At 68.6% G+C, this 12,165-nt stretch carries 11 protein-coding genes; 5 read left to right on the forward strand and 6 right to left on the reverse strand.

Translation table 11 applies throughout. The features are described 5' to 3' along the window. Positions 1-582: 582 nt before the first annotated feature. The 5 genes from VV867_RS30340 to VV867_RS30360 all read right to left on the reverse strand — a co-directional run bounded on the left by VV867_RS30340 (position 583) and on the right by VV867_RS30360 (position 5,421). Entirely contained in the window at positions 583-1,185 is a 603-nt protein-coding gene (locus VV867_RS30340; protein WP_089393656.1) for a C40 family peptidase, read from the reverse strand. A 368-nt stretch (positions 1,186-1,553) separates the two neighbouring features. After that, positions 1,554-1,961 (reverse strand): NUDIX hydrolase, encoded by a 408-nt coding sequence (locus VV867_RS30345; protein ID WP_275629177.1) that lies wholly within the window; start codon positions 1,959-1,961, stop codon positions 1,554-1,556. Positions 1,962-1,969: 8 nt separating this feature from the next. Further along, complete coding sequence (locus VV867_RS30350; protein ID WP_109936934.1) at positions 1,970-2,500, reverse strand: dihydrofolate reductase family protein; 531 nt, start codon at positions 2,498-2,500, stop codon at positions 1,970-1,972. Positions 2,501-2,597: 97 nt separating this feature from the next. Beyond that, on the reverse strand, positions 2,598-3,905 hold the full coding sequence (locus VV867_RS30355; protein WP_328568385.1) for a mechanosensitive ion channel family protein: 1,308 nt from the start codon (positions 3,903-3,905) through the stop codon (positions 2,598-2,600). Between the two features lie 151 nt (positions 3,906-4,056). Next, the gene (locus VV867_RS30360) at positions 4,057-5,421 is read right to left on the reverse strand and encodes an MFS transporter (RefSeq protein WP_109936936.1); all 1,365 of its coding nucleotides are present in this window, start codon (positions 5,419-5,421) and stop codon (positions 4,057-4,059) included. A 134-nt stretch (positions 5,422-5,555) separates the two neighbouring features. Here VV867_RS30360 and VV867_RS30365 point away from each other — a divergent pair, with 134 nt between their 5' ends. Further along, positions 5,556-6,920 carry a DEAD/DEAH box helicase gene (locus VV867_RS30365; RefSeq protein WP_328568386.1) on the forward strand — a complete coding sequence of 455 codons (1,365 nt, stop codon included), beginning with the start codon at positions 5,556-5,558 and terminating at the stop codon, positions 6,918-6,920. Between the two features lie 299 nt (positions 6,921-7,219). Here VV867_RS30365 and VV867_RS30370 read toward each other — a convergent pair whose 3' ends face one another. Beyond that, positions 7,220-9,040, reverse strand: a complete 1,821-nt coding sequence (locus VV867_RS30370; RefSeq protein WP_328568387.1) for an acyl-CoA dehydrogenase C-terminal domain-containing protein — start codon at positions 9,038-9,040, stop codon at positions 7,220-7,222. A 150-nt stretch (positions 9,041-9,190) separates the two neighbouring features. Between VV867_RS30370 and VV867_RS30375 the strand changes: the two genes are divergently transcribed. From VV867_RS30375 to VV867_RS30390, 4 genes are all read left to right on the forward strand, one after another. Next, complete coding sequence (locus VV867_RS30375; protein ID WP_089393649.1) at positions 9,191-9,607, forward strand: MarR family winged helix-turn-helix transcriptional regulator; 417 nt, start codon at positions 9,191-9,193, stop codon at positions 9,605-9,607. 76 nt (positions 9,608-9,683) lie between these two features. Beyond that, positions 9,684-10,880, forward strand: a complete 1,197-nt coding sequence (locus VV867_RS30380; protein ID WP_275630431.1) for an MFS transporter — start codon at positions 9,684-9,686, stop codon at positions 10,878-10,880. Beyond that, positions 10,877-11,002: a hypothetical protein gene (locus tag VV867_RS30385; RefSeq protein WP_328568388.1), complete on the forward strand. Its 126-nt coding sequence runs from the start codon at positions 10,877-10,879 to the stop codon at positions 11,000-11,002. Before VV867_RS30380 ends, VV867_RS30385 begins: the two co-directional genes overlap by 4 nt. A gap of 58 nt (positions 11,003-11,060) precedes the next feature. Beyond that, positions 11,061-11,615 (forward strand): glutathione peroxidase, encoded by a 555-nt coding sequence (locus VV867_RS30390; RefSeq protein WP_328568389.1) that lies wholly within the window; start codon positions 11,061-11,063, stop codon positions 11,613-11,615. The last annotated feature ends 550 nt before the right edge of the window (positions 11,616-12,165 follow it).

The raw sequence follows: 12,165 nt of genomic DNA on the forward strand, positions 1-12,165 counted from the left end.
ATCGGGGCTCTCGCGACATCCATGTCGCATGACCTCCTGAGCGCCGGTTTCGCTCGGCCTTCTGAAGGGGCGTTCCGGTGCGCTCGGATATTTCTCTGGAAATCCTGCTCTTCGTAGGAGCGAGCTTGCTCGCGAAGGGAGTTTCCCGGCAGCTGCGGTGTTTTGGATCGACTCCGCTCCCTCTCCCTAACCCTCTCCCTGAAGGGAGAGGGGACCGTTCGGAGCGCTTGGGTATTCCCGCATCAGCCGGCAGCTCCGGCGCTTTCGGCTAAAGCCATTGTCGACGTTGGCACGGACAAGCCCCCTCTCCCTTCAGGGAGAGGGCTGGGGAGAGGGCTCTCTTTGCAGAGCCCAACCTCCGCCTCAACCCCATCGGAAGTCCGTAGGGCGGACTCCGTCCGCGATTGGATTCACCGGCCGCGCTGGACGCCCCGGTGGCACGGCCTGGGTTTTCGCGTCAGGGGGAGGTTGGCGTGTGCGGAGCAATATCCGCGAGCAAGGAGCGGGCGTCCTTCTCTCGCCCACAAAAAACGCCGTTTCCCCTCACCGGGAAAACGGCGTCCTGTCTTGCGGCGCAGGCCCTTACTCGAAGCGGTTGCCCGGCAGGTCGGCCTTGGCCAGGGTCTCCGGCAGCACGCGCTTGGCCGCCAGGTAATGGCGTTGCCAGTACTTGTCGTTGAGGTTGGCCACCTTCACCTTCTGCCCGCGGCGCGGGGCGTGGACGAAGCGGTCGTTGCCGACGTAGATGCCCACGTGGTCGACGTTGCGGCTGCGGATGCGGAAGAACACCAGGTCGCCGGGCTGCAGGTCGCGGCGCGCCACCTTGGGGTTGCTGCTCTGGTAGATGGCCCGGGCGGTGCGCGGCAGCTCGACGTCGTCGACGTCGCGGAACACGTACTTGACCAGGCCGCTGCAGTCGAAACCCTTGGGCGAGGTGCCGCCCCAGCGGTAGGGCGTGCCGATCATGCTGAAGGCACGCTGGGTGACCTGGTGGGCGTCACTGGGCTGCGGCTTCGCCGGCTGGGCGATGCTCAGCAGCTCCTTGCCCTGCACCGGGACACGGAGTTCGAGAGGGGCGGGCGCGTAGGAGCGCGTGGCCCGTGGGGAAGCTTCCACCCCGGTTACAACGGCGGCCAAACTGGCTGCCAAGCCTATGGAAAGGCATGTCAAAAGGGTACTGCGCATTCGGCATGTCTTCTTTCTGGTTGTGGATGTAACCCAGACTCCGCTGGATCGCCGTTGCTCTTCGGCGGGCGATGGTTTCCTTTGGTCCGCGAAAAATTCCGCGCATTCTGACCGACTTTTCGTGACTGTGTTTTGACCGTCCGTCGCTTGCGGGGGACGCCGTGTGACTCGGCGGGCATTCGATGACATGTGTCCGGAGCGCCCGGTGGGGTGCCGGCCTTATAGCTGAAAGCCCTATGCCAGGCAGCTTGCCGGGAGATGGCCAAAGGCCGCGCGAGGGCGGGAAGAAGGGGGCGGGGGAGGCGTGGAGTGGGACCTCATGTCGCAGGGAAAAACCCGACGAAATGCAGGTCATCTGACGATTTTCGTCAGTCGGCGAGGTGTTCGCGCAGCGCCGGCAGGACTTTTTCGCGCAGCAGCGGAGCCAGCGGCTCGGGGTGGCGGCCATCTTCCAGCCAGGCCAGTTCCTCCAGTTCGGCGGCGGCGCTCACCGGGTGCGGCAGGCTGGCGACGAAGACGTGGGCGTCGACGCGGGTATCGGCTTCGTTGGCCGCGGCGGCCTGGAAGTTGCCCAGTGGCTGCAGGGCGCTGGCCGGCAGGACGAGGCCGAGTTCTTCCTGCAGTTCGCGCAGCAGCGCCTGCTGCGGGCTTTCGCCGGGTTCGCGCTTGCCGCCGGGGAGCATGAAGGCGCGGGTGCCGCGCTTGCGCACCAGCAGCAGGCGGCCGCTGGCGTCGAGCAGGCAGGCGGCGGCGATGTCGAGGGTGGTCTGGGGCATGCGCGGGCTCACTTGAGGACCTGGTAGCGCACCTGCACGATGCCGCTGGGGAAGCTGCGCTGTTCCAGCAGTTGCAGGCGCCGTTCGAGCCCGATGCCGAACAGCGGGATGCCGGCGCCGAGCAGGTGCGGAATGATGCTGACGATCACCTCGTCGAGCAAGTCCGCCGCCAGGCAGTTGCCGGCCAGGCTGCCGCCGCCCACCAGCCAGATGCGCTGGCAGCCGCGGGCCTCCAGGTTGGCCAGGGCCTCGCTGGGCGAGCAGTGCAGCAGTTCCACCTGGGGGGCTGCCAGCGGCAGATGGTTGGCGCGGGTGAGGACGATGGCCGGCTTGTCCGGGTAGGGCCATTCGCCGAAGTCGAGGCATTGCAGGTAGGTGCCGCGGCCCATCAGCAGGCCATCGATGCCGGCGTAGAAGGCGGCGTAGCCATGGTCGTCGTCCTGGCTCTGGAAATACTTCAGCCAGTCGACGCTGCCGTCGGGGCGGGCGATGTAGCCGTCCAGGCTGCTGGCCACGTAATAGATGAGGGTGGCGGGCACGGCGTGTCTCCGGGAAAGGCGCGCGGAAGCGCGCGCCTGCATTGAGCATGGCATCGCCCTGGCCAGGCGGCCAGGGCGGCTGCTGTCGCCCGTCCGATCAGGCCTGTTCCACTTCCAGCGCCGGATGGCGTTCGCCGCGCGTTGCTGTCGGCTGCAAGCCCTGCAGGCCGCCGCGCAGGTCCTGGCCGCTGGGCTGCTGGTAGACGCCCAGGCCGAACTCCGGCAGCACCGCCAGCAGGTAGTCGAAGAGGTCGCCCTGGATGCGCTCGTACTCCAGCCAGGCGGTGGTGCGGGTGAAGCAGTAGATCTCCAGGGGCACGCCCTCGGCGGTGGGCTGCAGTTGGCGGACCATGCAGGTCATGTGCGGGTGGATCTCCGGGTGGGCCTTGAGGTAGGCCTCGGCGTAGGCGCGGAAGGTGCCGATGTTGGTCAGCCGCCGGCGGTTGGCCGACAGCGGCACGTTGCCGGCGTTGGCCTGGTTCCACTCGCTCAGCTCGTCCTGCTTGCGCTGCAGGTAGTCGGTCAGCAGGCGCACGCCGGACAGTCGCTGCGCCTCGGCTTCGTCGAGGAAGCGCACCTGGCTGGCGTCGAGGTACAGGCTGCGCTTGATGCGCCGCCCGCCGGACTGCTGCATGCCGCGCCAGTTCTTGAACGACTCGGACATCAGGCGCCAGGTGGGCACGGAGACGATGGTCTTGTCCCAGTTCTGCACCTTCACCGTGTGCAGGGTGATGTCCACCACGTCGCCGTCGGCGCCGACCTGGGGCATCTCGATCCAGTCGCCCACGCGCAGCATGTCGTTGCTGGTCAGTTGCACGCTGGCGACGAAGCTCAGCAGGGTGTCCTTGTAGACCAGCAGCAGGACCGCGGACATGGCGCCCAGGCCCGAGAGCAGCAGCATCGGCGAGCGGTCGATGAGGATGGAGACGATGACGATGCCGCCGAACACGAACAGGAACAGCTTGGCCAGCTGCACGTAGCCCTTGATCGAGCGGGTGCGGGCGTGTTCGGTGCGCGCGTAGATGTCCAGCAGGGCGTCGAGCAGGGCGCTCAGGGCCAGCAGCAGGAACAGCGCGGTGACCGCCATGGCCAGGTTGCGCAGGAAGGCCTCGGGCCGGCCGGTCAGGTTGGGGATCAGCGCCAGGCCGAACTGCACCACCAGCGACGGTACCGTCTGGGCCAGGCGCATGAACACGCGGTTGTCGCGCAGGTCGCTGAGCCAGCCCAGCGCCGGCTGGCGGGCCAGCAGGTCGGCTATGCGGCGCACCAGGTAGCGCGCCAGGCGGCCGAGCAGCCAGGCCACGCCCAGCAGCAGGGCCAGGCCGAGGCCGGCGCTGGCCAGCGGTTGTTGGTCGAGTAGGGCCCAGTAGCCCTGGAGGGTAGCGAGGGGGGAGGAAAGGTCCATAGGCCGGAAACATCCTTTGGATCGGGGCGCCAGTGCGGGGTGGCGCGTATTGCGGAGGCTACGGGGTAGCCGCGAAGGCCCGGCCGCGTTGGCCGGGGTGAGTGCGGCATTGTAGCGGCTGGGGCGGGGAGGAAATTTCCGAAATGTAACTTCAGCCTGCCAGCTCCTCCAGGGTGCGCCCGCGGGTCTCGATGCCGAAGCCCCAGACCACCGCGGCGGCCACCAGGAAACACAGCGCGCCGAGGGTGAACACGCCGCCCTGGCCGGCCACCGGCAGCACCAGGCCGCTGATGGTGGGCCCCAGCAGCGAGCCGACCCGGCCCACCGCCGAGGCGAAGCCCGAGCCGGTGGCGCGCGCCGAGGTGGGATACAGCTCCGGGGTGTAGGTGTAGAGCACCGCCCACATGCCGAAGAGGAAGAACTGCATGGCCAGGCCGAAGCCGATCAGCAGCGCCAGGCTGCCGCCGAACACCGCGGTCTGGCCGTAGGCGTAGGCCATGGCGCCGCCGCCCAGGAGCATCAGCACGCAGCTCGGCTTGCGCCCCCAGCGCTCCACCAGCCAGGCGGCGCAGAGGAAGCCGGGGATGCCGGCCAGGGAGATCAGCACCGTGTAGTACACCGACTGGGTCACGGCGAAGCCGGATTGCTGCAGCAGGGCGCTGAGCCAGGAGGTCAGGCCGTAGAAGCCGAGCAGGGCGAAGAACCACAAGCTCCAGACTGTCAGGGTGCGACTGCGGTAGGCCGGCGACCAGAGTTCGGCGAAGGCGCTGAAGAAGCCCGGGCGGCTCGGTTCGGGACGCGCCAGCGGCTGCGGTTCGGGCAGGCTGGATAGCTTCAGCGAGGCCATCACCCGCGCCTCGATGCGTTGCAGCGAGCGTTCGGCCTTGTCCGCCAGCCCGGCCTGTTCCAGCCAGCGCGGCGACTCCGGCACCATGAAGCGGATGGCCAGCACGAACAGGGCGGGGAAGGCCAGCAGCAGGAACAGGCTGCGCCAGCCGGCGACCGGCAGCACGAAGTAGGACAGGCAGCCGGCGGCGATGAAGCCCAGCGGCCAGAAGCCGTCCATCAGCGCGATGTAACGGCCGCGGGCCCTGGCCGGGATCATCTCCGAGAGCAGCGACTGGGCGATGGGGAACTCCATGCCCATGCCGATGCCCAGCAGCACGCGGTACAGCGTCAGGCTCTGCACGTCGCCGGCGGTGGAGCACAGGTAGCTGGCCAGGCCCCAGAGCACGATGCTCCACTGGAACACCGGCTTGCGCCCGAAGCGGTCGGCGAGCATGCCCGACAGCGCCGCGCCCAGCACCATGCCGAAGAAGCTGGAGCTGGCCAGCAGCCCGGCCTGGGCGCTGGACAGGCCGAACTCGGCTTTGATCGAGCCGAGCAGGAAGGTCATCATCGCCAGGTCCATGGAGTCGAAGAAGAACGCCAGGGCGATGATCACGAAGATCAGGCGGTGGTAGGGGCTCAGCGGCAGGCGCTCGAGGCGCTCGGCGGCGGTGGGGCGATGCGGCATCTCGACACTCCTCGGGCTGTCCTGCGGCCAGTCTGGGATGGGCCCCGGCGGCGGACTTGCCCGAGGGCGACACGGGGCGTGCGGATCGCGACCGGCGAATAAAACCTGCGCGCGCGCGCGGCAACCGTTACGCTATGCAGCTATTTGTTCCTTTCGTCTTCCCGAGGTCTGCCTTGTTCGCCCAATTCGCCCTCCACGAACGCCTGCTCAAGGCGCTGGAAACCCTGTCCTTCACCGAGCCGACCGCCGTCCAGGCCGCGGCCATCCCGAAGGCGCTGGAGGGCCGCGACCTGCGCGTGACCGCGCAGACCGGCAGCGGCAAGACCGCCGCCTTCGTGCTGCCGCTGCTGCACCGCCTGCTCAGCGAGGAGAAGCCCAGAAGCGGCGCCCGCGCGCTGATCCTGCTGCCGACCCGCGAGCTGGCCCAGCAGACCCTCAAGGAAGTCGAGCGCTTCGCCCAGTTCACCTTCATCAAGGCCTGCCTGATCACCGGCGGCGAGGATTTCAAGGTGCAGGGCGCGCGCCTGCGCAAGAACCCGGAGATCATCATCGGCACCCCCGGCCGCCTGAACGAGCAGTTCAACGCCGGCAACCTGCCGCTGGGCGACGTCGAGGTGCTGGTGCTGGACGAGGCCGACCGCATGCTCGACATGGGCTTCGCCGAGGACGTGCTCAAGCTCGCCGGCCAGTGCCCGGCGCAGCGCCAGACCCTGCTGTTCTCCGCCACCGCCGGCAGCGGCCTGCGCGAGATGATCGAGCAGGTGCTGCGCGAGCCGGAGCACCTGCTGCTCAACCGCGTCGGCGAGATCAACGAGGAAGTCAGCCAGCAGGTCATCCTGGTGGACGAGGGCGAGCACAAGGAAGCCGTGCTGTTCTGGCTGCTGCAGAACGAGCCCTATGAGAAGGCCATCGTCTTCACCAACACCCGCGTGCAGGCCGACCGCCTGACCGGCCGGCTGATCGCCGCCGGGCACAAGGTCTTCGTGCTGCACGGCGAGAAGGACCAGAAGGACCGCAAGCTGGCCATCGAGCGCCTGAAGCAGGGCGCGGTGAAGATCCTCATCGCCACCGACGTGGCCGCCCGCGGCCTGGACGTGGACAACCTGGACCTGGTGGTGAACTACGACGTGCCGCGCAAGGGCGACGAGTACGTGCACCGCATCGGCCGTACCGGCCGCGCGGGCGCCGCCGGCACCGCCATCTCGCTGGTGGCGCACACCGACTGGAACCTGATGTCGAGCATCGAGCGCTACCTCAAGCTGCGCTTCGAGGCCCGCAGCATTCCGGGCCTGAAGGCCGGCTACAAGGGGCCGAAGAAGCTCAAGGCCTCGGGCAAGGCCGCCGGCACCAAGAAGAAAAAGACCGACGCCGGCAAGAAGGCCGGGGCCAAGCCCGCCGCCAAGCGCAAGCCGGCGAACAAGCCGAAGGCGGCGCCGTCCGCGGTGGTCAGCAACGACGGCATGGCGCCGCTCAAGCGCAGGAAGCCGGCTGCCGAGTAAGTTCTCGGCACCGAGGCTCTTCGTAGGAGCGCGCCCTGCGCGCGAAATCGCGGGCAGGGCCCGCTCCTACAGGTTGACGCCGAATTTCTCGCCCACGCCGAACGGCCCCCTCTCCCTTCAGGGAGAGGGTTGGGGAGAGGGCGCCCTCAGGCCAACGGCGTATAACCGCGAACGGTTATACGCCCTACGGTGCTCCGGCCCGCGCGCGAAATCGCGGACGGAGTCCGCTCCTACGCCCCCGTAGGTACGGCATTCCCCTGTAGGAGCGGACTTTGTCCGCGATTGGCGGACGTCCCGGCTCACTCGAAGGCGAAATGCTCCGCCTTCAGCCCCATCACCGACCGCACCGGCTTGCCCATGGCCGCCGCGTGGCCCTTGGCGCGGGGCAGCAGGCGGGCGAAGTAGAAGTCGCTGGTGGCGATCTTGGCCTTGTAGAAGTCGCCGGACTCGCTGCCGCCCTGGCGCAGGCGCCTGCGCGCCGTGGCTTCCTGCAGCGCCCAGGCGTAGGCCAGGGCCACGTAGCCGGAGAACATCAGGTAGTCGTGGCTGGCCGTGCCCACCAGGTCGCGCTCCTTGCGGGCGCTCAGGGCGATGCGCAGGGTCAGCAGGTTCCACTGCGCGCACAGCTTGAGCAGCGTCAGCGCGCGGCCGCGCATGGCCGGTTCCTCCCGGAGCAGCCCGGTGGCGAACTTCGCCACCACCCTGGTGAAGTCGCGCACCGCCTTGCCCTGGGTCATCAGCAGCACCTTGCGCCCCAGCAGGTCCAGGGCCTGGATGCCGGTGGTGCCCTCGTAGAGGGTGGCGATGCGCGCGTCGCGGACGATCTGCTCCATGCCGTGCTCGCGGATGTAGCCGTGGCCGCCGAACACCTGCATGCCCAGGTTGGCGCTTTCCAGGCCCAGCTCGGTGAGGCAGCCCTTGAGGATCGGGGTGAGGAAGCCGAGCTTGTCGTCCCAGCGCTCGTACTCGGCGTCGTCGTTGCTCAGCAGGCCCTGGATCATCTTGTCGGCATACTGCGTGGCCAGGTAGACCAGCGCGCGACCGCCCTCGGCCACGGCCTTCTGCGTCAGCAGCATGCGCCGCACGTCGCCGTGGTGCATCAGGCTGTCGGCCACCTGTTCCGGTTCCTTGGTGCCGGACAGCGCGCGCATCGAGCGGCGCTCGCGGGCATAGGCCAGGGCGCCCTGGTAGGCCAGCTCGGCGGTGGCCACGCCCTGGATGGCAGTGCCGATGCGCGCGCTGTTCATGAAGGTGAACATGCATTCCAGGCCCTTGTTCGCCGGGCCGATGAGGAAGCCGCGGGCCTCGTCGAAGTTCATCACGCAGGTGGCCGAGGCCTTGATGCCCATCTTCTTCTCCAGCGCGCCGCAGCTCACGCCGTTGCGCGGGCCGAGGCCGCCGTCTTCGCCGGGCAGGAACTTGGGCACGATGAACAGCGAGATGCCGCGGGTGCCCCTGGGCGCGTCGGGCAGGCGGGCGAGGACGATGTGCACGATGTTCTCGGTGAGGTCGTGCTCGCCGGAGGAAATGAAGATCTTGGTGCCGGTGATGGCGTAGCTGCCGTCGGCCCGGGGTTCGGCGCGGGTCTTCACCTGGCCCAGGTCGGTGCCGCACTGCGGTTCGGTGAGGCACATGGTGCCGCCCCAGCGGCCTTCGGTGAGGGGCGTGAGGTAGGTGCGCTTCTGCTCCTCGGTGCCGTGCTGCATCAGGGTGTTCATGGCGCCCAGGGACAGCCCCGGGTACATGGAGAAGGGCCAGTTGGCGGTGCCGAGCATCTCCTGCTTGAGCGCGCCCAGGCTCATCGGCAGGCCCTGGCCACCGTATTCCACCGGGTGCGACAGGCCCTGCCAGCCGCCGGCCACGTAGGCGTCGTAGGCCTCCTTGAAGCCCTTGGGCGTGCGCACCTCGCCGTTCTCCAGGTGGCAGCCTTCCTCGTCGCCGGAGTGGTAGAGCGGGGCGATCACCTCCTCGCAGAGCTTCGCGCATTCGCCGAGGATGGCGTCGACCATGTCCGGGGTGGCTTCGGTGCCGTTGATCAGGTTGCGGTAGTGCTCGGGAAAGTCGAAGACCTCGTTGAGCAGGAAGCGGGTGTCGCGCAGCGGGGCTTTGTAGACGGGCATCGGGGTGATCTCGGGGGGACTGTGGGCGCAGTTATACGGCCGCGCACCCCGCCTGGCCTTGGCAGCGGCAACAGCCGGCGCCTGGCAGATCGGACAATCGACCGTCATCGCGATTGACCGCCGCGGGTATCGCGGGTATATACATGTATCATGCTGACCACCCAATGCCTCTGCACCCAGTTGCGCCGTGCCGCCCGTGGTGTCACCCGCGTCTATGACGATGCCCTGCAGGGCATCGGGCTGACGGTCGCGCAGTTTTCCCTGCTGCGCCACCTGGCGCGCCTGGAGCAACCGAGCATTTCCGAGCTGGCCGAGGCCATGGGCCTGGACCGCAGCACCCTGGGCCGCAACCTGCGGCCGCTGCAGGCCGAGGGCCTGGTTGTGCTGCAGGGCGATGCCGGTGACCAGCGCAACCGCCTGGTGCTGCTCACCGCCGCCGGGCGCGAGCGCCTGGAGCAGGGCGCGCAGCCGTGGGAGGCGGCGCAGCGGCGGATGTACGAACGCCTGGGCGCGGAACGCCGCGAGCAGCTGATGGCCTTGCTGGGGGAGCTGGAAGCCCTCGATTGAGCCCCTTTGCCAAGGGCCCTTGTCTGGATGAATGCGGGTATATACCCCTGTTGGAGCGAGAAGAACAATGTCCAAGCTGTCGCGTGCGGGTTTCTGGATCCTGCTGTCCGGCGCCCTGATCCTGGCCCTGTCCCTGGGCGTCCGCCACGGCTTCGGCCTGTTCCTCGCGCCCATGAGCGCGCAGTTCGGCTGGGGCCGCGAGGTGTTCGCCTTCGCCATCGCCCTGCAGAACCTCATCTGGGGCATCGCCCAGCCGTTCACCGGGGCCCTGGCCGACCGCTTCGGCGCGGCCCGCGCGGTGCTGGTGGGCGGCCTGCTGTACGCCCTGGGCCTGGTGCTGATGGGCTATGCGGACTCCGCCGCCAGCCTGTCGCTGTCCGCCGGGTTGCTGATCGGCATCGGCCTGTCCGGCACCTCCTTCTCGGTGATCCTCGGCGCCGTCGGCCGCGCCGTGCCGCTGGAGCGGCGCAGCATGGCCATGGGCATCTCCGCCGCCGCCGGCTCCTTCGGCCAGTTCGCCATGCTGCCCGGCACCCTCGGCCTGATCGGCTGGCTCGGCTGGTCGGCGGCGCTGCTTGCCCTGGGTCTGCTGGTGGCGCTGATCGTGCCGCTGGCCGGGCTGATGCGCGACAAGCCGCTGCCGGCGCAGTCCCACGAGCAGTCCCTGGGCGATGCGCTGCGCGAGGCTTGCGGGCATTCCGGCTTCTGGCTGCTGTCGCTGGGCTTCTTCGTCTGCGGCTTCCAGGTAGTGTTCATCGGCGTGCACCTGCCGGCCTACCTGGTGGACCGCCACCTGCCGGCCACCGTCGGCACCACGGTGCTGGCGCTGGTGGGCCTGTTCAACGTGTTCGGCACCTACATCGCCGGCTGGCTCGGCGGGCGCTTCAGCAAGCCGAAGCTGCTGACCGGCCTGTACCTGGTGCGCGGCCTGGTGATCCTGGCCTTCCTCTGGGCGCCGCTGACGGTGTGGACGGCCTACGCCTTCGGCATCGCCATGGGCCTGCTGTGGCTGTCCACGGTGCCGCTGACCAACGGCACCGTGGCCACGCTGTTCGGCGTGCGCAACCTGTCCATGCTCGGCGGCATCACCTTCCTCTTCCACCAGATCGGCGCCTTCCTCGGCGGCTGGCTGGGCGGCTACGTCTACGACCACACCGGCAACTACGACCTGGTCTGGCGGATCGCGATCCTCCTCTCGCTGCTCGCCGGCCTGCTCAACTGGCCGGTGCGCGAACGCCCGGTGGCGCGCCTGGGCGCCGCGGAGGCGGCATGAGCCCGCTGGCCCTGCGCCTGGGTGCGGCCGTGCTGGCCGTGGCGCTGCTGGGCCTGGCCTGGTGGGGCTGGCGCCATGGCGGCCTGGCGCTGCTGCAGGCGGGCCTGGGCCACTGCTTCTGAGGATTGCCGAGCGCGGGGCAGGGGAGTAGCGTCCTGCGATCGAAGAAGGAGAATCGCCATGTCCCGCCATCTGTTCCTCGGCCTGCTGTGCTGCCTGCCGCTGGCCGCCCAGGCCGCCGACTGCCCGCCGCTGCTGGCGCAGCAGGGGCACCTGCAGAAGCTGCGCTCGAAGGTCGACCTCGACCTGTGCGGGCTCTACGCCGGCAAGCCGTTGCTGGTGGTCAACACAGCCAGCCACTGCGGCTTCACCCCGCAGTTCAAGGGCCTGGAGGCGATCTACCGGCGCTACAAGGGCCAGGGCCTGGAAGTGCTGGGCGTGCCCTCGGACGACTTCAAGCAGGAGGCCGACGACGCCGCCGAGACGGCTCAGGTCTGCTACGGCAACTACGGCGTGACCTTCAACATGACCCAGGTGCAGCCGGTGCGCGGCGACGACGCCATCCCGCTGTTCCGCGAGCTGGCGCGCCAGGCCGACCAGGCGCCGCGCTGGAACTTCTACAAATACGTGGTGGACCGCCAGGGCAAGGTGGTGGCGCAGTTCCCCAGCCTGACCAAGCCGGATGATCCGGCCTTGCAGGCGGCCATCGAGAAGGCCATCGCCAGCCAGCCGTGAAGATGGAAGAGCTGGGGGATGTTTGGTTCAGCTTGTGGGTGGCAAGCTTGGCTCCGCGCCCTCACCCCAGCCCCTCTCCCGGAGGGAGAGGGGGTCGTTCAGAGTTAGCCGGTGAATCCAATCGCGGACGGAGTACGCCCAACGGATTTCCGATGGGGTTGAGGCGGAGGTTGGGGCTCTGCAAAGAGAGCCCTCTCCCCAGCCCTCTCCCTGAAGGGAGAGGGGGCTTGTCCGTGCCAACGTCGACAATGGCTTTAGCCGAAAGCGCCGGAGCTGCCGGCTGATGCGGGAATACCCAAGCGCTCCGAACGGTCCCCTCTCCCTTCAGGGAGAGGGTTAGGGAGAGGGAGCGGAGTCGATCCAAAACACCGCAGCTGCCGGGAAACTCCCTTCGCGAGCAAGCTCGCTCCTACGAAGAGCAGGATTTCCAGAGAAATGTCCGAGCGCACCGGAACGCCCCTTCAGGAGGCCGAGCGAAACCGGCGCTCAGGAGGTCATGCGACATGGATGTCGCTAGAGCCCCGATCAGCACAGGGACGTGCTGTCGGGG

Source organism: Pseudomonas sp. JH-2 (assembly GCF_036231725.1).
Lineage (GTDB): Bacteria > Pseudomonadota > Gammaproteobacteria > Pseudomonadales > Pseudomonadaceae > Pseudomonas > Pseudomonas delhiensis.